The 20,284-nt window shown below is 44.3% G+C and carries 20 protein-coding genes; 12 read left to right on the top strand and 8 right to left on the bottom strand.

Annotated features, from left to right (window positions below; translation table 11 throughout):
• Positions 1-18 precede the first annotated feature (18 nt).
• Positions 19-468 carry a ferric iron uptake transcriptional regulator FcrX gene (fcrX, locus tag ACFI6G_RS17930; RefSeq protein ID WP_010436739.1) on the bottom strand — a complete coding sequence of 150 codons (450 nt, stop codon included), beginning with the start codon at positions 466-468 and terminating at the stop codon, positions 19-21.
• Positions 469-675: 207 nt separating this feature from the next.
• On the opposite strand from fcrX, the gene ACFI6G_RS17925 reads away from it, so the two are divergent.
• Positions 676-1,182 carry a DUF4442 domain-containing protein gene (locus ACFI6G_RS17925; RefSeq protein WP_010436742.1) on the top strand — a complete coding sequence of 169 codons (507 nt, stop codon included), beginning with the start codon at positions 676-678 and terminating at the stop codon, positions 1,180-1,182.
• Positions 1,183-1,274: 92 nt separating this feature from the next.
• Here ACFI6G_RS17925 and fldA read toward each other — a convergent pair whose 3' ends face one another.
• The 3 genes from fldA to ACFI6G_RS17910 all read right to left on the bottom strand — a co-directional run bounded on the left by fldA (position 1,275) and on the right by ACFI6G_RS17910 (position 2,954).
• Positions 1,275-1,808 (bottom strand): flavodoxin FldA, encoded by a 534-nt coding sequence (fldA, locus tag ACFI6G_RS17920; protein ID WP_010436745.1) that lies wholly within the window; start codon positions 1,806-1,808, stop codon positions 1,275-1,277.
• Positions 1,809-1,865: 57 nt separating this feature from the next.
• Positions 1,866-2,084, bottom strand: a complete 219-nt coding sequence (locus tag ACFI6G_RS17915) for a DUF2788 domain-containing protein (protein WP_010436749.1) — start codon at positions 2,082-2,084, stop codon at positions 1,866-1,868.
• 108 nt (positions 2,085-2,192) lie between these two features.
• A complete protein-coding gene (locus ACFI6G_RS17910) occupies positions 2,193-2,954 on the bottom strand; it encodes an alpha/beta fold hydrolase (protein WP_462710385.1) in 762 nt (253 codons plus the stop codon).
• A 93-nt stretch (positions 2,955-3,047) separates the two neighbouring features.
• Here ACFI6G_RS17910 and seqA point away from each other — a divergent pair, with 93 nt between their 5' ends.
• Complete coding sequence (gene seqA, locus ACFI6G_RS17905; RefSeq protein WP_010436756.1) at positions 3,048-3,587, top strand: replication initiation negative regulator SeqA; 540 nt, start codon at positions 3,048-3,050, stop codon at positions 3,585-3,587.
• A 93-nt stretch (positions 3,588-3,680) separates the two neighbouring features.
• Positions 3,681-5,327: a phosphoglucomutase (alpha-D-glucose-1,6-bisphosphate-dependent) gene (pgm, locus tag ACFI6G_RS17900; protein WP_016794721.1), complete on the top strand. Its 1,647-nt coding sequence runs from the start codon at positions 3,681-3,683 to the stop codon at positions 5,325-5,327.
• A gap of 121 nt (positions 5,328-5,448) precedes the next feature.
• Here pgm and ACFI6G_RS17895 read toward each other — a convergent pair whose 3' ends face one another.
• Positions 5,449-6,207, bottom strand: coding sequence for a DUF1853 family protein (locus ACFI6G_RS17895; protein WP_102277882.1), 759 nt, complete (start codon positions 6,205-6,207; stop codon positions 5,449-5,451).
• A 123-nt stretch (positions 6,208-6,330) separates the two neighbouring features.
• On the opposite strand from ACFI6G_RS17895, the gene ACFI6G_RS17890 reads away from it, so the two are divergent.
• A complete protein-coding gene (locus ACFI6G_RS17890) occupies positions 6,331-7,089 on the top strand; it encodes a Nif3-like dinuclear metal center hexameric protein (protein WP_102277881.1) in 759 nt (252 codons plus the stop codon).
• A gap of 167 nt (positions 7,090-7,256) precedes the next feature.
• On the opposite strand, the gene ACFI6G_RS17885 is transcribed toward ACFI6G_RS17890, so the two are convergent.
• Positions 7,257-8,546, bottom strand: a complete 1,290-nt coding sequence (locus tag ACFI6G_RS17885) for a citrate synthase (RefSeq protein WP_010436764.1) — start codon at positions 8,544-8,546, stop codon at positions 7,257-7,259.
• A gap of 417 nt (positions 8,547-8,963) precedes the next feature.
• On the opposite strand from ACFI6G_RS17885, the gene sdhC reads away from it, so the two are divergent.
• The 8 genes from sdhC to sucD all read left to right on the top strand — a co-directional run bounded on the left by sdhC (position 8,964) and on the right by sucD (position 18,582).
• A complete protein-coding gene (gene sdhC / locus ACFI6G_RS17880) occupies positions 8,964-9,356 on the top strand; it encodes a succinate dehydrogenase cytochrome b556 subunit (protein WP_010436766.1) in 393 nt (130 codons plus the stop codon).
• On the top strand, positions 9,350-9,697 hold the full coding sequence (gene sdhD, locus ACFI6G_RS17875; protein WP_010436768.1) for a succinate dehydrogenase, hydrophobic membrane anchor protein: 348 nt from the start codon (positions 9,350-9,352) through the stop codon (positions 9,695-9,697). Before sdhC ends, sdhD begins: the two co-directional genes overlap by 7 nt.
• The gene (gene sdhA, locus ACFI6G_RS17870) at positions 9,698-11,464 is read left to right on the top strand and encodes a succinate dehydrogenase flavoprotein subunit (protein WP_010436771.1); all 1,767 of its coding nucleotides are present in this window, start codon (positions 9,698-9,700) and stop codon (positions 11,462-11,464) included.
• A 12-nt stretch (positions 11,465-11,476) separates the two neighbouring features.
• Entirely contained in the window at positions 11,477-12,190 is a 714-nt protein-coding gene (locus ACFI6G_RS17865; RefSeq protein WP_010436773.1) for a succinate dehydrogenase iron-sulfur subunit, read from the top strand.
• Between the two features lie 97 nt (positions 12,191-12,287).
• Entirely contained in the window at positions 12,288-15,107 is a 2,820-nt protein-coding gene (sucA, locus tag ACFI6G_RS17860; protein ID WP_010436776.1) for a 2-oxoglutarate dehydrogenase E1 component, read from the top strand.
• A 21-nt stretch (positions 15,108-15,128) separates the two neighbouring features.
• Positions 15,129-16,337 (top strand): 2-oxoglutarate dehydrogenase complex dihydrolipoyllysine-residue succinyltransferase, encoded by a 1,209-nt coding sequence (gene odhB / locus ACFI6G_RS17855; RefSeq protein WP_016767487.1) that lies wholly within the window; start codon positions 15,129-15,131, stop codon positions 16,335-16,337.
• 206 nt (positions 16,338-16,543) lie between these two features.
• Entirely contained in the window at positions 16,544-17,710 is a 1,167-nt protein-coding gene (gene sucC, locus ACFI6G_RS17850) for an ADP-forming succinate--CoA ligase subunit beta (RefSeq protein WP_010436793.1), read from the top strand.
• Positions 17,710-18,582, top strand: a complete 873-nt coding sequence (gene sucD / locus ACFI6G_RS17845; protein WP_004734209.1) for a succinate--CoA ligase subunit alpha — start codon at positions 17,710-17,712, stop codon at positions 18,580-18,582. The genes sucC and sucD overlap by 1 nt, the downstream gene beginning before the upstream one ends.
• Before the next feature lie 131 nt (positions 18,583-18,713).
• Here sucD and znuB read toward each other — a convergent pair whose 3' ends face one another.
• Both znuB and znuC read right to left on the bottom strand, forming a co-directional pair.
• Positions 18,714-19,499 carry a zinc ABC transporter permease subunit ZnuB gene (gene znuB / locus ACFI6G_RS17840; protein ID WP_016787726.1) on the bottom strand — a complete coding sequence of 262 codons (786 nt, stop codon included), beginning with the start codon at positions 19,497-19,499 and terminating at the stop codon, positions 18,714-18,716.
• The gene (gene znuC / locus ACFI6G_RS17835; RefSeq protein ID WP_010436800.1) at positions 19,499-20,281 is read right to left on the bottom strand and encodes a zinc ABC transporter ATP-binding protein ZnuC; all 783 of its coding nucleotides are present in this window, start codon (positions 20,279-20,281) and stop codon (positions 19,499-19,501) included. Before znuC ends, znuB begins: the two co-directional genes overlap by 1 nt.
• Positions 20,282-20,284 lie beyond the last annotated feature (3 nt).

The following is a 20,284-nucleotide window of genomic DNA, read 5'->3' as shown; positions in this document are numbered from 1 at the left end:
CCAAGCCAGCGTTCTATGTTACTTCTTCGCTTTATGCGCGTCTGGATTGCCTTTGCAATCTCCGGTAATGCTCTTTCCGTATAAGTACAAACTGTGGTTTGTCAACTTCACGTTGTAACGCTCTGCAATTTCTTTTTGTCTTTCTTCGATAAGGTCATCAGAGAATTCGATAACTTCGCCACAGTCTAGACACACTAGGTGATCATGGTGGTGTTGTGTTGAAAGTTCAAATACAGACTTACCGCCTTCAAAGTGGTGACGCGTTACAATACCTGCGTCATCGAACTGGTTAAGCACTCGATAAACGGTAGCAAGGCCAATCTCTTCACCTAAGTCGATCAGCTTTTTATATAAATCTTCAGCACTAATATGTTGGCAGTCTGGCTGTTGTAATACTTCTAAAATTTTGAGCCGTGGAAGGGTCACTTTAAGACCAGCATCTTTTAGCGCTTGATTATTGTCTGACATATACTTTCCTGTTGATGATCTGCCGCAATTAACAGAATTCAATATTAATACCATTATAGTTTAGTCAGGCATAACAATAAACCACGAACTTCAAAGGGTTACTCACTGACATCACAATCTGTTTTGTAAAATAGAGGCATCTCACTTATAGTGGAGGTTCGACCAGTCAAGGTGACGGTGTTTCTGATATGAACATGGAATGTTGTTATGAATAAGCAACTCGCAAAAATCTACAAACCGAACATTGTAAAATTCGCACTCAATATTTGGCCACCTTTCTGGGGAGCGGGTATTCGTATTGCTCATATAAGCCCTGACTTTAGAGTCGTTAAGACGATATTAAAGCTACGCTGGTGGAACAAAAACGCCAATCGCACTCAATATGGCGGCAGCATATTTTCTTTAACTGACCCTGTTTACTCTTTGATGTTAATGGGAATTTTAGGTGAGCGGTATTATGTTTGGGATAAGGAAGCGAGCATTAACTTCATTAAGCCTGGTCAGTCTGACTTGTACGCCGATTTTGAAATCAGTCAGGGGCAGCTTGATGAAATTTATCGTCAGACACAGCTTGGAGAAAAATGTTTCCCTGAATTTGTTATCTATGTGAAGGATAAGAAGGGGAATGTGGTTTCAGAAATTCAGCGCACTCTGTATGTCAGAAAGAAACCGCAGTTTAGAGAGGATGACGACGGATTAGAAGCTGAATGCTAATCCGGCGATATAAATAGTAAAAAACCTCCTAAATGGAGGTTTTTTCATATCTGTATAATCGTGACTAATTAGTCACGATTAGTGAACGGGCACTAGTCTTCTAGCTCTGCTAAGCACATTTCTTCATGGATTTGTTTAACCCAATTAGAAACGCGTTCGTCAGTCAGTTCAGGTTGACGATCTTCATCGATACATAGACCAACGAATTGGCTATCATCGCCTTCAACTAAACCTTTCGATGCTTCGAATTCGTAGCCTTCAGTTGATGTGTGACCTAAGATAGTACCGCCTTTTGCTTCAACGATGTCACGGATAGTACCCATAGCATCACAGAAGTATTCTGCGTAATCTTCTTGGTCGCCACAACCAAAGATAGCAACAAGCTTCGTTGAGAAATCAATAGCTTCTAGCTCTGGGAAAAAGTCATCCCAATCACATTGTGCTTCGCCGTAGTACCACGTAGGGATACCAAGCAGCAGTAGATCGAAGTTATCGATATCTTCTTTGCTGCTTTTTGCAATGTCTTGAACGTGAACGAGTTGCTTGCTCAATTGCTTTTGAATCATCTTAGCAACAGCTTCAGTGTTACCTGTATCGCTACCAAAGAAGAGACCTACACTTGCCATAGAATCATTACCTTTAATTTTGTCTGTTGTCGGTGTAACAAAGTTCGGAGGAAATCGTTAGATCCCAGTTCCTTCCCAGCTTAGTTGGATTATCCCTTTAGCGATAAAACCTGCGCAGCCAAGGAAAAGTACTAACCATACAATACGACGACCAAATGCAGGAACATTTCCCTGCTTTAGAACGTCCTTAATTGCCATACCGATTAAAAAGAAAATCGCGGCAAACAGGAGATCTAAACCAATAGATTCAATGATGTTCATGTAGTCGTAAAGCATGGGAACCTTATATACCAATTTTGCTTGGGCGCACTATATCACTGTTGTGAGATAAAGTTAATCTGCAGTGATTGCACAGTTCTCATTTATCTGCATGAAAAAGAGCAGTTAAGCGATGAATTTTCTGATTACTCTGAGTACTTCAGCTGGTTTTTCTGCATGCAGCCAGTGCCCAGTATTCGCAATGACATGAGCCTTAGCGTTAGGAAATTGTTGTTGAACCGCGGCTTGATGATCGGCAGTGAGGTAATCAGAATCACCGCCTTTTATTAGCAATGTTTTGACCGAGGTTTTATCTACGGGTTCCCAACCAATGATCTGGGGGTAGTTATTCAATAGTGATGCCACGTTAAAACGCCATTCCATAATGCCTTGTTCTGTTTTGAACAAAGATTTTGTTAAGAACTGACGAACCCCGTCGATCTCGATATGTTTTGAGAGGATCTTTAGCGCATCCAATCGTGAGGTCGGCTTTTCTTCGATAACCGCTTGCAGACCGGCGAATACGTTGTCGTGGCGACTTTGGGTGTATGCGACCGGTGCCATATCTAAGACAATCAACTTATGCAGTGTAAGATGCTGTGTCAGTGCCATCGCTACTTTGCCACCCATAGAGTGACCAATTACAGTGACGTCTTTTAACTCAAGATCACGCAGCAATTGGGCAACATCTTGGGCCATTGCTTGATAATTATGGGTGTCGCTATGGAAGGATTGACCGTGATTGCGTAGATCGATGCTAAGTACCTGATGATCGGCTTTTAGATCCCTAGCGAGCAGGCCAAGGTTGTCCAGATTACCGAATAATCCATGGATCAAAACAATGGTGTGACCCTCACCTTCAATTTTATAGTTGAGCTGTACTGACATTTTTATCTTATTCATGGTGGGTTTGACGTAGAGTATCCGCGCGGATCTCGCTATAATCCCCCAGAGTTTAAACATTGAGATTGTGAAAAGCGAATGAAAACAATTGAGGTTGATGAGGACCTATACCGTTTTATTGCGGGTCAGACAGAACGTATTGGCGAAAGCGCTTCAGATATTCTGCGCCGCTTGTTACAGGTTGATAGCCAAGGCATGGTTCCGATCGATGAGATCGTTGAACCAAAAGGTATCGTTGTTAGCAAAGAGGTAGGCTTTACTCCAGAGAAGTTCGATGGCGTTAAAGAAATGCGCTCACTACTAATATCAGATGAGTTTGCATCACTAAAGAAAGCCATTGATCGTTTCATGCTTGTGTTATCAACACTGCATAAAATCGACCCTTTAAGCTTTTCAGAAGCAACTCAAGTAAAAGGCCGTAAGCGTGTTTACTTTGCAGATAACGAAGAGACGTTGTTAGCAAACGGGAATACAACCAAGCCTAAAGCGATTCCACACAGTCCTTTTTGGGTTATTACTAATAATAATACTAGCCGCAAAAGACAGATGGTTGAGCAGCTTATGAGCCGCATGAATTTCCAAGCAGAATTGATAGAAAAAGTAACAGGTTCAATTTAAAGAAATCTGATTTAAACCTCATAATATCCATGGATAAGAAGATATTATGAGGTTTTTTTTGTTTTTAAATTTTATATATAAGGATGTCGAAAAATGGCTATGCACCCTCGTGCCGGGCAAAAAGCTCAGCAGGAAGATCTTCATAATATTCCGGCTTTAGTGGCTAACTATTTCTTACAGCAACCGGATGCTAGTAACCCTGAGCATAAAGTTCTATTCGGTACTTCGGGTCACCGTGGTACAGCAGACAAATCAACATTTAACGAAAACCACATTCTCGCGATCGCACAAGCGGTGGCTGAAGTTCGTGCTGAACAGGGTACAACAGGCCCACTTTTCTTAGGTAAAGATACTCACGCTCTATCTGAGCCTGCGTTTTCTACTGTTATCGAAGTGCTTGTAGCGAACGGTGTTGAAGTTATTATTCAAGAAAAAAATGGCTTTACTCCAACACCAGGCATCTCGCACGCGATCCTTACGCATAACCTAGTAAATGATAAAAAAGCCGACGGCATTGTTATCACACCTTCACATAATCCACCTCAAGACGGCGGTATTAAATACAATCCGACACACGGTGGCCCTGCTGAAGCTGAGCTAACTCAAGCGATTGAAGATCGTGCGAACGTCATCATTGCTGAGAAAATGCAAGGTGTTAAACGTACCCCTATCACGCTAGCTAAACAGTCTGATTTAGTAAAAGAAGTTGATCTCGTTGCTCCTTACGTTGCTGACTTGGTTAACGTGGTTGATATGGAAGCGATTCAGACAGCAAACATCAAAATTGGTGTTGATCCACTAGGTGGTAGCGGCATCGATTACTGGCGTCAAATCGGCAAAGCGTACAACTTAGATCTTACTTTGGTAAGTGAAGCTGTTGATCCTTCGTTCCAGTTTATGTCTTTAGATAAAGATGGCGTGGTTCGAATGGATTGTTCTTCTCCGTACGCGATGGCAGGTTTACTGGCCCTTAAAGACGATTATCAATTAGCGTTTGGTAACGACCCTGATTACGATCGCCACGGTATTGTTACACCAAAAGGCTTAATGAATCCAAACCATTTTCTAGCAGTGTGTATCGACTACTTATACCGTAACCGTGAAGGTTGGGGTAAAGACGTTGCTGTTGGTAAGACGTTAGTATCAAGCGCTCTGATTGACCGCGTTGTTGCTGATTTAGGCCGCGAGCTTTGCGAAGTGCCAGTTGGTTTCAAATGGTTCGTTGATGGCCTTTATAACGGTCAGTTTGGTTTCGGTGGTGAAGAAAGTGCGGGTGCATCTTTCTTACGTAAAGACGGTACGCCTTGGTCTACAGACAAAGATGGCCTGATTCTTTGCTTACTTGCGGCTGAAATCACAGCCGTTACTGGTAAGAACCCACAAGAGTACTATGAAGAACTTGCCGCTAAACACGGTGAATCTAAGTACAACCGAATTCAAGCAGTAGCTAATGGCGCACAAAAAGACGTGCTTAAAAAGCTCTCTCCAGAGATGGTTTCTGCTGAGACGCTTGCTGGGGATGCAATTACTGCACGCCTAACACACGCTCCAGGTAACGGTGCTGCGATTGGTGGCCTTAAAGTGACAACTGAGAACGGTTGGTTTGCTGCTCGTCCATCAGGTACTGAAGACATCTACAAGATCTACTGTGAGAGCTTTAAAGGTGAAGAGCACCTAAAAGCAATTGAAGCAGAAGCTCAAGAGATTGTGAACCAAGTATTTGCAGCGGCTGGTCTATAATCGATTACGATTCATAGAATTATCAAGCAAATAATAGAAGGGTTGATGTGAAAGCATCAGCCCTTTTTATTTGCGCTGGTTGCGTGTAAGCGGGAAAAGCAAAATTAGTTAGCTTAGGCGGCTAACCGTGTGGCCAACTTTGTGGCATCACAAACCAGAATTGCCCAGATTGGGTTTGCCCATGTACAAAGCGCTCACCAAACTCAGTAAGAGGTTCACTGGTGAAGTCATCAGTACCCGCAGCCCATTCCTCTTTGCTGAGAGGGTAGAGCGCTTCAGTGATTAAATGGGCTTGGTTTTGATAGCACCAAAAACCGTTTACTTGACTTGAGTTAATGTCGTAGCCCAAACATTCAGTAGGTATTTTTTGATCTAAGAATGGGTTGGTATAGAGACGACCCTGCATGAGGAGATGTTTTGAGTCGACATCGATCTCTGGATATTGTTCAAGAAAGGCCGTTGAAGATGACATACCCAATTGGTGGTCCAACATTCGATCGAGCTTCTTATCTAATTGGTCGTGAGCGTTCGGACCAAACCATGTCTGTTCATGGAGTAGATAAAACTTAATCGCTACTTCCCAATGTTGCAGTTTTTGGCTGTTCTCTTCTTCGAGAATAAAGTCGATAGCACCTAGTGTTCTACCTTCGACATTGATCTGAATCTCATCGTGCTTGATTGAATAATTATCCGAAGCAATGATGACTTGTTCACATAGGTGTTGGTAGAGAAAACCTAATCTAGGATTACCATTATAAGTATGTGATTCGTCGATTTCTAGGTGGCTTGAGAATGCACCGAGATCAGATATGGGCGGCTTGATTTCCAATAATGGCGGTGAGTCGATAACCCATTGGTAAAAACGTTGCAGTGTTGTCATCTCTTCCTCATAAACATAGCTCTTTATAAACGTAGATCTTTATAAACATGGCCCTGGGGCTTTCGACATTCTACCCGTAAATTGATATAACGGCGTTATTATAAAGGTAAGCTGGAAATAAAAATGCATAACATACAATTAGAAAAGCTACTGAACGAAAAACTGCAGCCACAGCAGATTAAAGATTACTGCCCGAATGGTCTTCAAGTTGAGGGGGCTTATGAAGTGAAGCGCATCGTTACTGGTGTAACGGCCTCTCAAGCTCTGATTGATAAAGCGGTAGAATTGAACGCCGATGCTTTGTTGGTTCATCACGGTTTCTTTTGGAAAGGTGAGTCAGAAGCGATTCGAGGCATGAAGGGCAAGCGCATTCGTACTCTGATTAAGAATGACATTAATCTTCTAGGTTATCACTTACCTCTCGATATCCACCCTGAACTTGGTAACAATGCTAAGCTCGCTGAACTGCTTGATATTGAAGTTGAAGGTGGCTTGGAAGGACATCCACAATCGGTTGCAATGTTTGGTAAATTAAAAACACCAGTGACAGGTGAAGAGCTTGCTGCAAAGATTGGTCAAGTTTTGAATCGTATACCGTTACATATTGCTCCTGAAAACACCGATAAAATGATTGAAAAGGTAGGTTGGTGTACTGGCGGTGGCCAAGACTACATTGAACTAGCGGCTTCTCAGGGTATTGATGCATTTATCTCTGGTGAAATTTCAGAGCGCACGACTTACTCAGCACGTGAGCAAGACATCCATTATTTTGCTGCGGGTCACCATGCAACAGAGCGATATGGTGTGAAGGCATTAGGTGAGTGGCTAACGAAAGAGCACGGTTTAGATGTCGAGTTTATTGATATTGATAATCCTGTGTAAAACAGGTAAGTGATTGGGAATATCTAGTCGATTGTAGTTTTTGCAAAGAAAGAATTTCTATAAGAGTACAGTTGGTAAGGTTAGGTAAAGATTCAAAGTATCCCGTATAAAAGAAAAGGGGTTGATGTTCTCACATCAACCCCTTTTAACATTATGCTTTATAGCAACTACTCACGTTCGTGAAGTGCTTTAAAGTCACGTTGTTCTTCACCAGTATACAGCTGACGAGGACGACCGATACGGTTAGTCGGATCGCTGTGCATTTCATTCCAGTGAGCAATCCAACCGATAGTACGAGACATCGCGAAGATTACTGTGAACATTGATACTGGAATTCCGATTGCTTTCAGAATGATACCTGAGTAGAAATCTACGTTCGGGTATAGCTTCTTAGAAACAAAATACTCATCAGAAAGGGCAATACGCTCAAGTTCCATTGCTACATCGAGTAGCGGATCTTGTATGTTTAACTCTTTAAGTACTTCGTGACATGCTTCGCGCATTACTGTTGCACGTGGGTCATAGTTTTTGTAAACACGGTGACCGAAGCCCATCAAACGGAATGGGTCATCTTTGTCTTTTGCTTTCGCAACATATTCTTCAATGTTATCTACACTACCAATCTCTTCGAGCATACGTAGGCAAGCTTCGTTTGCACCGCCGTGAGCAGGCCCCCAAAGTGATGCGATACCTGCCGCAATACACGCAAACGGGTTAGCACCAGATGAACCGGCTAGACGTACTGTGGACGTTGAAGCGTTCTGTTCGTGGTCTGCGTGTAGTGTAAAGATTTTATCCATTGCACGTGCAACGATAGGGTTCACTTCATATTCTTCACATGGGTTTGCAAACATCATATGTAAGAAGTTTTCTGCGTAGCCTAAGTCGTTACGTGGGTAGATAAACGGTTGACCTATTGAATATTTGTAACACATTGCTGCCAGCGTTGGCATTTTTGAAATTAGGCGATAAGCCGCAATTTCACGGTGTGTATCGTTGTTGATATCAAGTGAGTCGTGGTAGAACGCCGCTAGAGCGCCTACAACACCACACATTACAGCCATAGGGTGAGCGTCACGACGGAAGCCGTGGAAGAAACTAGCAATTTGCTCATGCACCATAGTGTGACGTGTCACGGTAGTCTTGAACTTTTCGTATTCAGTTCGAGAAGGGGCTTCACCGTATAGAAGTATGTAACATACTTCTAAGTAATCAGCGTTATTGGCAAGTTGGTCAATTGGATAACCACGATGTAAAAGGATACCTTTTCCACCGTCAATAAAAGTGATTTGAGACTCACAAGATGCAGTGGCAAGAAAACCAGGATCAAAAGTAAAAAAACCATTAGAACCTAGTGTACGAACATCGATCACTGGTGTACCAAGTACACCCTCTGTAATCGGCAGTTCGATCGGCGCATGACCTTCAATGTGAAGGGTAGCTTTCTTATCCGCCATAACAATCTCCTTTGTTTATTATTTTATCCGTCCAGGATGTTTATGTGCCATTTTTTTACTGGTCTTACGTCCGAAAGTCAATTTTTCTGCAGCTTTGTGTGCACTTGTTAGTGTTTTTTACATTAAATTCGTTAAAAATCTGGTCTGTGTAGCATTATTTGTTACATCAATTGTATTAGAATGTTGCCAGCCGTATAGTGGCGCTGAAAAGTTTGGTTAAAACCTTATAAATGCAAGGCTAAGAAGAAATGTGAGGTGTCTTTCTTAATCGAGCAGTTAACAATTATTTTACAATTATCTAAGGCTCAACTTCAGTTATTTGTTAAGTTAATGTTAAATTTTGAAGGTTAGCAATCAAATTTTGTCCATAACAATATCATAAGGTTATTTAATGACCATAATGCTCAATGGAGCTGAGTGAGCAAGCCCGTGAAAGAAAGAAAGACAAGACCTGTTAATTTAGATTTACAGACCATCCACTTTCCGATCACAGCAATAGCTTCCATCCTACACCGTGTGTCTGGGGTGATAACTTTTGTCGCGATTGGAATTCTGCTTTGGTTACTATCCACTTCCCTCTCATCCCCAGTAGGCTTTATGGAAGCTAGCGACATTGTCGACGGTTTCTTCGTGAAGTTTATTCTGTGGGGCATTTTAACCGCTTTGGCTTACCACATTGCTGGTGGTATTCGTCACCTTCTTATGGACCTCGGTCACTTCGAAGAGCTGGAATCTGGCGCTAAGAGCGCTAAGGTTGCATTCGCAGCAACAGCGGTATTGTCTCTACTAGCGGGGATCTTAGTATGGTAAACAACGTTTCTACTTTTGGTCGTAATGGTGTTCACGATTATTTATTGATCCGTGCAACTGCCATCATTATGACTCTCTACACTATCTACCTAGTGAGCTTCTGTGCTTTCTCTGGTGATATTTCTTACGCATCTTGGACGCAATTCTTTGGTGGAACCTTCACTAAAGTCTTCACTATGTTAGCGCTTACTTCTGTTTTGGTTCACGCGTGGATCGGTCTATGGCAAGTACTAACTGACTACATCAAATGCGCAAAACTGCGTGTTGGTCTTCAAGTCGGTGTTGTTGCAGTTCTTCTTGGATATTTCTTCTCTGGTCTGTTTATTTTGTGGGGTGCGTAAGTGACTATTCCTGTTCGTGAGTTTGATGCCGTAGTTATCGGCGCTGGTGGTGCAGGTATGCGTGCCGCACTGCAAATTTCTGAGCAAGGCCTATCTTGTGCATTGCTTTCTAAAGTTTTCCCTACTCGTTCTCATACGGTTTCAGCGCAAGGTGGCATTACTGTTGCTCTTGGCAATGCGCATGAAGACCATTGGGAACAACATATGTACGATACTGTAAAAGGTTCCGATTACATCGGTGACCAAGACGCTATCGAATATATGTGTAAAAACGGTCCTGAGTCGGTAATCGAACTTGAAAAAATGGGCCTACCATTCTCTCGTTTTGAGAACGGTACTATTTACCAACGCCCTTTTGGTGGTCAATCGAAAAACTTTGGTGGTGAGCAAGCGGCTCGTACAGCAGCGGCAGCCGACCGTACTGGTCACGCACTGCTTCATACGCTTTACCAACAAAACATTAAGCATAAAACGACGGTTTTCTCTGAGTGGTATGCACTGGATCTTGTTAAGAACGAAGATGGTGCAATTTTAGGCACAACCGCGCTTTGTATGGAAACGGGTGAGGTTTGTTACTTCAAAGCGAAGGCAACAATTCTTGCGACTGGTGGTGCGGGTCGTATCTACGCATCAACAACTAATGCACATATTAATACTGGTGACGGTGTTGGTATGGCTATCCGTGCTGGCGTTCCTATGCAAGACATCGAAATGTGGCAGTTCCACCCAACGGGTATCGCTGGTGCAGGTGTATTGGTAACGGAAGGTTGTCGTGGTGAAGGTGGTTACCTTCTCAATAAAGACGGCGAACGCTTCATGGAACGTTATGCACCAAACGCTAAAGACTTAGCGGGTCGTGATGTTGTTGCTCGTTCAATGATGGTTGAAATTCGTGAAGGTCGCGGTTGCGATGGTCCATGGGGTCCACACATCAAGCTGAAACTTGATCACCTAGGTAAAGAGACGCTTGAATCTCGCCTACCTGGTGTATGTGAACTGTCTCGTACCTTTGCTCATGTTGATCCAGTAAAAGAGCCAATCCCAGTAATCCCGACATGTCACTACATGATGGGTGGTGTCCCAACACAAGTTTCTGGTCAAGCTATTAAGCAAACCGAAGACGGCAGCGATGTTGAAATCCAAGGTCTATTTGCTTGTGGCGAAATTGCATCAGTATCCGTTCACGGTGCTAACCGTCTAGGTGGTAACTCACTACTTGATTTGGTGGTATTTGGTCGTGCGACAGGTTTACACTTAGGTGAGACTCTGAAGAAGCAAGAAGAAGCTAAGCCAGCAACTGAAGCTGACATTGAGCGTTCTCTAGAGCGTTACAACCGTTGGGAAAACAGTACAGACGGCGAAGACCCTGCGCAAATTCGTAAAGATCTTCAGCAATGTATGCAGAACAACTTCTCAGTATTCCGCGAAGGCAAAGCAATGGCTGAAGGCTTAGAAGAGCTTAAAGTAATTCGTGAACGTCTGAAAAATGCACACCTATCTGACAAATCTACGGAGTTCAACACTCAGCGTATTGAGTGTCTAGAGCTTGAAAACCTGATGGAAACAGCGTTTGCAACAGCTGTTGCTGCTAACTTCCGTACAGAGAGCCGTGGTGCTCATGCTCGTTTTGACTTCCCAGACCGTGACGATGAGCAATGGTTATGTCACTCACTGTACAACCCTGAATCTGAAAGTATGACTAAGCGTGGCGTAAACATGGAACCAATCCATCGTGAAGCGTTCCCGCCTAAAGCACGTACGTACTAAGGAGATATGACCATGAAACTGAATTTCTCTTTATATCGTTACAATCCAGATGTCGACCAAAAGCCTTACATGAAGGAATACACCCTAGAGGTGGATGAAGGTTCAGACATGATGCTTTTGGACGCGCTTATTCTGTTGAAAGAACAAGATCCAACAATCTCATTCCGTCGCTCGTGCCGTGAAGGTGTGTGTGGTTCAGATGGTCTGAACATGAACGGTAAGAATGGACTGGCTTGTATTACTCCGTTGTCTGCGCTTTCTGGCCAAGACAAAATTGTAATCCGCCCATTACCTGGTTTGCCAGTTGTTCGTGACTTGATTGTCGACATGACGCAGTTCTACGACAACTACGAGAAGGTTAAGCCATTCCTCGTGTCAGACGGCAATGTACCGCCGGCACGTGAAAACTTACAAAGCCCTGATGAGCGCGCGCATTTAGATGGACTGTACGAATGTATCATGTGTGCATGTTGTACAACTTCATGCCCGTCGTTCTGGTGGAACCCTGATAAATTCATCGGTCCTGCTGGCTTGCTTGCAGCGTACCGTTGGCTAATTGATAGCCGAGATACGGCGACAGACGAACGTTTGTCCGATCTTGATGATGCATTTAGCGTTTTTCGTTGCCATGGCATCATGAATTGTGTAAGTGTTTGTCCTAAGGGATTAAATCCGACGAAAGCGATTGGTCATATTAAGACCATGCTGGTAAATCGTTCGGTTTAAGTTATAAAAAAATTGCCGCCCTAGAAGTTTTGGGGCGGCCTTTTAATAGCTCGGCTCAGACCGCAGCAAACGTGAAAACTACTGGTTAAGGGAAAATATGCACAACGGCGTGATGAAGGCATGGCTCGAGTCTTCACACTTGGCTGGCGCCAATGCAACGTACGTAGAAGAACTCTATGAACTGTATCTAAGTGACCCCGATTCGGTAAGTGACGAATGGAGAAGCGTTTTCGAAGAATTGCCTGTGCAAGCTTCAGAAACGGTGGAACAACCACACTCTCGTGTTCGTGAATACTTCCGTCGACTCGCTCAAGAAACAAAGCATTACAGTGTCCAAGTTAGTGATCCAGATGTCGATGCGAAACAAGTAAAAGTTCTGCAACTTATTAATGCCTATCGATTCCGAGGGCATCAAGCAGCAAATCTAGACCCCCTCGGTTTATGGAAAAGAGATACAGTTGCAGAGCTGGATCCTTCTTTCCACACTCTTACCGAAGATGACCTCAATGAGACGTTTAACGTCGGTTCTTTTGCCATAGGCCAAGAGACGATGGTGCTTAAAGATCTCTATAAATCTCTTAAGCAAACTTATTGTGGGTCTATCGGTGCTGAATACATGCACATGACGAATACAGAGCAAAAACGTTGGATTCAACAACGTTTAGAATCTGTATCTGGTCAACCATCTTTCAATAAAGAAGAAAAGCAAGCTTTCCTAGAAGAGCTAACAGCTGCTGAAGGTCTTGAGCGCTATCTTGGTGCTAAGTTCCCAGGCGCTAAACGTTTCTCATTAGAAGGTGGTGATGCTCTTATTCCAATGACGAAAGAAATTATTCGTCATGCTGGTGGACAAGGCATGCGTGAAGTTGTTGTTGGTATGGCTCACCGTGGTCGTCTAAACATGCTGGTCAATGTGCTTGGTAAAAAGCCACAAGATCTGTTTGACGAATTTGCGGGCAAGCACAATGACGACACGTGGGGCACTGGTGATGTGAAATACCACCAAGGTTTCTCTGCAGACTTCGCAACACCAGGCGGCAATGTTCACTTAGCACTCGCATTTAACCCATCACACTTAGAAATCGTAAACCCGGTAGTTATCGGCTCAGTGCGTGCTCGTCAAGATCGTCTAGGCGATAAAGATGGCAGCAGCGTACTTCCAATTACTATTCACGGTGACTCAGCAATTGCTGGCCAAGGTGTAGTACAAGAGACGTTTAACATGTCTCAAGCGCGTGGTTTCTGTGTCGGTGGTACGGTTCGTATCGTTGTAAATAACCAAGTTGGTTTTACAACATCTAACCCTCGCGATACACGCTCTACGATGTACTGTACTGATATTGCGAAGATGGTTCAGGCTCCGATTTTCCATGTCAACTCTGATGATCCAGAAGCGGTCGCTTTCGTTGCTCGCCTGGCACTAGATTATCGTAATACGTTTAAGCGTGATGTTGTTATTGATTTGGTTTGTTACCGTCGCCATGGTCACAATGAAGCCGATGAGCCAAACGCAACACAGCCTTTGATGTACCAAAAAATCAAGAAGCACCCAACACCACGTAAGCTGTATGCTGACGTACTGATGGAGCGCGGTGAGTTTGGTATTGATACGGCAACCCAACTCGTTAACGAGTATCGTGATGCACTTGATCACGGTGAAGTTGTGGTTAAAGAGTGGCGCCCAATGGCACTTCATTCTGTTGACTGGTCTCCGTACCTTGGTCACGACTGGAACATTGAATGGGACAACAAAATTGATATCGAGCGCCTGAAAGAGCTTGGTAGCAAACTTTGCCAATACCCAGACAGCCATAAGCTGCAAAGCCGAGTCAATAAACTGTACAACGATCGTACTGCCATGGTGAATGGTGAAAAACAAGTCGATTGGGGTATGGCTGAAACTCTGGCTTACGCAACACTGGTTGATGATGGAAAACGCATTCGTATCTCTGGCCAAGATTCTGGTCGTGGTACCTTCTTCCACCGTCACTCAGTTTTGCACAATCAATCAGATGCGAGCACTTACGTTCCTCTTGCGAACATCCATGATAAACAAGGGCCATTCCAAGTGTTTGACTCTGTGTTATCTGAAGAAGCAGTACTAGCGTTTGAGTATGGTTATGCAACAGCAGAGCCAAGCGGTCTAACCCTTTGGGAAGCACAATTTGGTGATTTCGCAAACGGTGCACAGGTTGTGATCGACCAATTTATCTCATCAGGTGAGCAAAAGTGGGCACGTCTATGCGGCCTAACAATGTTACTTCCTCACGGTTATGAAGGCCAAGGCCCAGAGCACTCTTCTGCACGTCTTGAGCGTTACCTTCAGTTATGTGCTGAACAAAACATGCAGGTTGTTGTTCCTTCAACGCCGGCGCAGGTTTATCACATGATTCGACGTCAGGTTGTTCGACCAATGCGTCGTCCTCTGATCGTAATGTCGCCTAAATCATTGCTTCGTCACCCTTTGTGTACGTCTTCTATGGAAGATTTAGCCGAAGGTACGTTCCAACCAGCAATAGCAGAAATTGATGATCTGGCTCCTGAGAACGTAAAGCGCGTCGTGTTCTGTTCAGGTAAGGTTTACTTTGACCTGCTTGATCAAAGACGTAAGAACGAGCAAGACGATGTCGCTATTGTACGTATTGAGCAACTTTACCCGTTCCCTTATGAGGACGTAAGAGCTGCAATCGCACAGTACACAAATGTAGTCGATTACGTTTGGTGTCAAGAAGAGCCACAAAACCAAGGTGCTTGGTACAGTAGCCAACATAATTTCCGAGCTGCTATCCCAGTAGGTGCTGATATTCAATACGCAGGTCGTCCTGCGTCAGCATCACCAGCTGTTGGCTATATGTCGGTACACTTGAAACAACAAAAAGCGTTAGTTGACGACGCTTTGACCCTACTTAAGAACTAGAAGTAAAAGGAAAATACGCACATGACAATTGAAATTCTGGTTCCAGATTTACCTGAATCTGTGGCTGATGCAACAGTTGCTACTTGGCACAAAAAACCGGGCGAAGCGGTTGCACGTGATGAAGTCATTGTAGATATCGAAACAGATAAAGTAGTTCTAGAAGTACCGGCTCCTGAAGCGGGTGTTCTGGAAGCTATCATCGAAGAAGAGGGTGCTACGGTACTTTCTAAGCAACTTCTGGCTAAAATCAAGCCGGGTGCTGTCGCTGGTGAACCAACGAAAGACACCACTGAAGATACAGAAGCATCTCCTGATAAGCGCCATAAGGCTGCGCTAACAGAAGAGAACAACGATGCACTAAGCCCAGCTGTTCGTCGCCTGCTTGCTGAACACAACCTACAACCGGTTGACGTTAAAGGCACTGGTGTTGGTGGTCGTATTACTCGTGAAGACATCGACGCACATCTAGCAGCAGCGAAAGCGGCGCCGGCAGCAGCATCTGCACCAGCAGTTGAAGCGCCAGCAGCGGCTCGTAGCCAAAAACGTGTGCCTATGACTCGCCTACGTAAGACAGTTGCAAACCGTCTTCTAGAAGCGAAAAACAGCACAGCAATGCTGACTACTTTCAACGAAGTGAATATGAAGCCAATCATGGACCTTCGTAAGCAGTACAAAGACCAATTTGAGAAGCGTCACGATACGCGTCTTGGTTTCATGTCTTTCTACGTGAAAGCAGTAACAGAAGCACTGAAACGTTTCCCAGAAGTGAACGCTTCTATTGATGGTACAGATATCGTTTATCACAACTACTTCGACATCAGCATGGCAGTATCAACGCCACGTGGTCTGGTGACTCCAGTACTGAAAGACTGTGACACACTAGGTTTCGCTGACATCGAAAAAGGCATCAAAGAGCTAGCAATCAAAGGCCGTGACGGCAAGCTAACTGTTGACGAGCTGATGGGCGGTAACTTTACTATCACAAACGGTGGTGTATTTGGTTCTCTAATGTCTACGCCAATCATTAACCCGCCTCAAGCGGCAATTTTGGGTATGCACAAAATCCAAGACCGTCCAATGGCTGTTGATGGCAAGGTAGAGATTCTACCAATGATGTACCTAGCGCTTTCTTACGATCACCGTCTAATCGATGGCCGTGAATCAGTTGGCTTCCTAGTGACCATCAAAGAGCTTCTAGAAGATCCTGCACGTCTGCTATTAGACGTTTAGTATCGCTAAAACGTCTAGTTAACCCTGTTAGCTAGACGTAAAAAGTTTCAAAGGCTAGGCTGCTCAACGTCTGGCCTTCAATTGAACTGTAAAGCCATTAGAAAATGGACAGCAGTTGATTTGAGAAGACCCTACAGACGTAACACAGGAAACTGTGTCGTTATGGAAATAATAATCCCTTAAGGGAAAATAAACGGAATATCAAAATGAATTTGCATGAATACCAAGCCAAACAGCTGTTTGCAGAATTCGGTTTGCCTGTACCTGAAGGTTTCGCGTGTGACACAGCACAAGAAGCTTTCGAAGCTGCAGGCCGTATTAGTACAGCCAAGAAAGTTGTTAAGTGTCAAGTACACGCTGGTGGTCGCGGTAAAGCGGGCGGCGTAGAGCTACATGACACTAAAGAAGGCGTTAAAGAGTTTGCACAAAAGTGGCTAGGTAAAAACCTAGTGACTTACCAAACAGACGCTAATGGTCAGCCTGTAACAAAAATCCTAGTTGAAGAAGCATCGAACATTGCTAACGAGCTTTATCTAGGTGCTGTTGTTGACCGTGCAACGCGCAAAATTGTATTCATGGCGTCAACTGAAGGCGGTGTGGACATTGAGAAGATCGCTGAAGAAACTCCAGAGTTGATTCACCAATCTGCGATCGACCCTCTTGTTGGCCCTCAAGCTTACCAAGGTCGTGAACTTGCGTTCAAACTTGGTCTAGTTGGCGATCAAATTAAACAGTTCGTTAAGATCTTCATGGGTCTTGGCCAAATGTTCTCTCAGTACGACCTAGCTCTACTAGAAATCAACCCGCTTGTAATCACTGGCGAAGGCAACCTGCTTTGTCTAGACGGCAAGATCAACATCGACTCAAACGCGATGTACCGTCAGCCTAAACTACGTGAAATGCACGATCCATCTCAAGAAGACGAACGCGAAGCACACGCAGCACAGTGGGAACTGAACTACGTAGCACTTGATGGCAACGTTGGCTGTATGGTTAACGGTGCAGGCCTTGCGATGGGTACGATGGATATCGTAAACCTACACGGCGGCAAGCCAGCAAACTTCCTTGATGTAGGTGGCGGCGCGACAAAAGAACGTGTAGCTGAAGCATTCAAGATCATCCTTTCTGATGACAATGTTAAAGCAGTACTAGTAAACATCTTCGGTGGCATCGTTCGTTGTGACATGATCGCTGAAGGTATTATCGGTGCGGTTAAAGAAGTTGGCGTAACAGTTCCTGTAGTTGTTCGTCTAGAAGGTACTAACGCAGACCTAGGTCGCGAAGTACTTGCTAATTCTGACGTTGATATCATTGCAGCTGAATCTCTAACAGATGCTGCTCAGAAAGTTGTTGCTGCTGCGGAGGCTAAATAATGTCTGTATTAATTAACAAAGACACTAAAGTAATCTGTCAGGGTTTCACTGGCGGTCAAGGTACATTCCACTCAGACCAAGCTATCGCATACGGTACGCAAATGGTTGGTGGTGTTTCACCTGGTAAGGGTGGTCAAACTCACCTAGGCCTTCCAGTATTCAACACAGTACGTGAAGCAGTAGAAGTAACAGGCGCAACAGCAACCGTTATCTACGTACCAGCTCCTTTCTGTAAAGATGCAATCCTAGAAGCGATTGATGCAGGTATCGAACTGATCGTAACGATCACTGAAGGTATCCCTACAACAGATATGATCGACGTTAAAGTGAAGCTAGAAGAAACTGGCGTTCGCATGATCGGTCCTAACTGTCCAGGTCTTATTACTCCAGATGAGTGTAAGATTGGTATCATGCCTGGTCATATCCACAAGAAGGGTAAAGTAGGTATTGTATCGCGCAGCGGTACTCTGACGTACGAAGCAGTTAAGCAAACAACAGATGAAGGCTTTGGTCAGTCAACATGTGTTGGTATCGGTGGTGACCCAATCCCAGGTTCAAACTTCATTGATATCCTAAAACTTTTCCAAGAAGACCCAGAGACTGAAGCAATCGTAATGATTGGTGAAATCGGTGGTACTGCGGAAGAAGAAGCGGCTGAGTTCATCAAAGCGAACGTAACTAAGCCAGTTGTTTCTTACATCGCTGGTGTTACAGCTCCTCCGGGTAAACGTATGGGCCACGCAGGCGCAATCATCTCTGGCGGTAAAGGTACTGCTGAAGATAAATTCGCAGCACTAGAAGCAGCAGGCGTTAAGACAGTTAAGTCTCTTGCTGACATTGGTAAAGGCCTACGTGAAATCACAGGTTGGTAATCAGCTAACTTTTATCGAATGAGATAGAAGTTAACTGAACGATATAAAAAAGGCTTGGTCACTGACCAAGCTTTTTTATGTTCCCGAGATACGAGATACGAGATACGAGATACGAGATACGAATCGTATGATTACGCTCGGGTCTTAACCATCTGAGATAGCATAAACATCGCAGCCGCACTGATAACCACAGACGGGCCAGCAGGCGTGTCATAGAACCAAGACAAGCTTAATCCACCGAATACAGAGATAGAGCCAATAATGGAAGCAAGGAACGCCATCTGTTCCGGTGTATTAGAAAACTTCCTTGCAGTTGCTGCTGGAATGATTAGCAGTGATGTCATGATCAACGCACCCACAAATTTCATACCGACAGCAATCACGATACCAACAAGCAGCATCAAAATCAGACGCATTAAATCAATGTTTATACCGTCAACAGCCGCGAGATCTTCGTTAACTGTCGTTGATAATAGTGGTCGCCAAAAGATAGCCAGTACCAGCCCAATTACAGCGGCACCCGCATAGATGAACACTAAATCAATCGGAGATACCGCCAGCAAGTCACCAAATAGGTAGCTCATCAGATCAATACGAACATTGTCTAAGAAGCTGACAGCAACCAAGCCAAGTGATAGCGCACTGTGCGCCAAAATACCGAGTAGGGTATCCGTCGCGACCAGCTTTTGTTTTTGCAATGTTACGAGCAACACAGCCAGCATCAAACAACAGATCAGCAGCGCGAAGTACAAGTTAATGTTGAACAGGAAGCCAAGCGCTAAGCCCATCAGAGAGGCGTGTGCAAGGGTGTCACCAAAATAAGCCATCTTGCGCCACACTACAAACGAACCCAGTGGTCCAGCAATAAGAGCAATGCCTAAGCCTGCAAGAATAGAAGGTAGAAGAAACTCAAGCATTAGTGGTGATGTCCGTGTTTATGGTTGGAGCAGTCGTGCACATCTCCAGAAACTGGCTGGCCGGCCAAGTCATGGTGATGGTGGTCATGTTGGTGGTGGTAGAAAGCCAAACTCTCTTGAACCGCGGTACCGAATAGCGCTATATAAGAAGGGTGGTGCTTGATATCAGCTGGTGCACCAGAGCAACAGATGTGGTGATGCAGACAGATCACATCGTCTGTTTTTGCCATCACTAAATGCAAGTCATGTGAAACCATAAACACAGCACAACCAAAGCGGTGACGGATGGAATCTATCAGATCGTAAAGATCGATTTGGCCTTGTACATCAACACCTTGTGCGGGTTCATCAAGAACGAGCAGATCGGGTCTTTTCAAAAGAGAGCGAGCGATCAGCACACGTTGGTTTTCGCCACCAGACAGTTGATGCATGTTACTTTTCATCAGGTGTTCAGCGCCCACTAGCATCAAAGACTCTAGGATCTCTTGTTTACTGAATTTTCCGGTGAGCTTAAGAAAACGCTCTACATTGAGAGGCAGAGAGTCGTTCAGCTTTAGCTTTTGAGGAACGTAACCAATTTTTAGTTTTTTTGATTTGGTGATCTTTCCGGAATATTTGTTCTGGAGCCCAAGTAGTACCTTAACTAAGGTTGATTTCCCCGCGCCATTTGGCCCAATTAGGGTAGTGATTCTGCCACGCTCTAAATTTAGAGATATGTTGTCTAAAACTTTTCGACCGTCAAATTCGACGCTCACAGAATCTAGTTGGATTAAGTTATCCATGAA

The sequence above is a fragment of the Vibrio sp. PSi01 genome (assembly GCF_054960695.1).
Note: the sequence above shows the minus strand (reverse complement) of the source record. Positions and strands in the feature narration are given on the sequence as shown.

Excerpts from the sequence above, each read along its gene's own strand:
- ACFI6G_RS17895 (WP_102277882.1), bottom strand. The coding sequence starts at position 6,207 with ATGACAACACTGCAACGTTTTTACCAATGGGTTATCGACTCACCGCCA.
- ACFI6G_RS17915 (WP_010436749.1), bottom strand. The coding sequence starts at position 2,084 with ATGCTTTACGACTACATGAACATCATTGAATCTATTGGTTTAGATCTC.
- odhB (WP_016767487.1), top strand. The coding sequence starts at position 15,129 with ATGACAATTGAAATTCTGGTTCCAGATTTACCTGAATCTGTGGCTGAT.
- sucC (WP_010436793.1), top strand. The coding sequence starts at position 16,544 with ATGAATTTGCATGAATACCAAGCCAAACAGCTGTTTGCAGAATTCGGT.
- znuC (WP_010436800.1), bottom strand. The coding sequence starts at position 20,281 with ATGGATAACTTAATCCAACTAGATTCTGTGAGCGTCGAATTTGACGGT.
- ACFI6G_RS17910 (WP_462710385.1), bottom strand. The coding sequence starts at position 2,954 with ATGTCAGTACAGCTCAACTATAAAATTGAAGGTGAGGGTCACACCATT.
- ACFI6G_RS17925 (WP_010436742.1), top strand. The coding sequence starts at position 676 with ATGAATAAGCAACTCGCAAAAATCTACAAACCGAACATTGTAAAATTC.
- sucD (WP_004734209.1), top strand. The coding sequence starts at position 17,710 with ATGTCTGTATTAATTAACAAAGACACTAAAGTAATCTGTCAGGGTTTC.
- fcrX (WP_010436739.1), bottom strand. The coding sequence starts at position 468 with ATGTCAGACAATAATCAAGCGCTAAAAGATGCTGGTCTTAAAGTGACC.
- fldA (WP_010436745.1), bottom strand. The coding sequence starts at position 1,808 with ATGGCAAGTGTAGGTCTCTTCTTTGGTAGCGATACAGGTAACACTGAA.
- ACFI6G_RS17865 (WP_010436773.1), top strand. The coding sequence starts at position 11,477 with ATGAAACTGAATTTCTCTTTATATCGTTACAATCCAGATGTCGACCAA.
- sdhD (WP_010436768.1), top strand. The coding sequence starts at position 9,350 with ATGGTAAACAACGTTTCTACTTTTGGTCGTAATGGTGTTCACGATTAT.
- seqA (WP_010436756.1), top strand. The coding sequence starts at position 3,048 with ATGAAAACAATTGAGGTTGATGAGGACCTATACCGTTTTATTGCGGGT.
- sucA (WP_010436776.1), top strand. The coding sequence starts at position 12,288 with ATGCACAACGGCGTGATGAAGGCATGGCTCGAGTCTTCACACTTGGCT.
- znuB (WP_016787726.1), bottom strand. The coding sequence starts at position 19,499 with ATGCTTGAGTTTCTTCTACCTTCTATTCTTGCAGGCTTAGGCATTGCT.
- ACFI6G_RS17885 (WP_010436764.1), bottom strand. The coding sequence starts at position 8,546 with ATGGCGGATAAGAAAGCTACCCTTCACATTGAAGGTCATGCGCCGATC.
- pgm (WP_016794721.1), top strand. The coding sequence starts at position 3,681 with ATGGCTATGCACCCTCGTGCCGGGCAAAAAGCTCAGCAGGAAGATCTT.
- ACFI6G_RS17890 (WP_102277881.1), top strand. The coding sequence starts at position 6,331 with ATGCATAACATACAATTAGAAAAGCTACTGAACGAAAAACTGCAGCCA.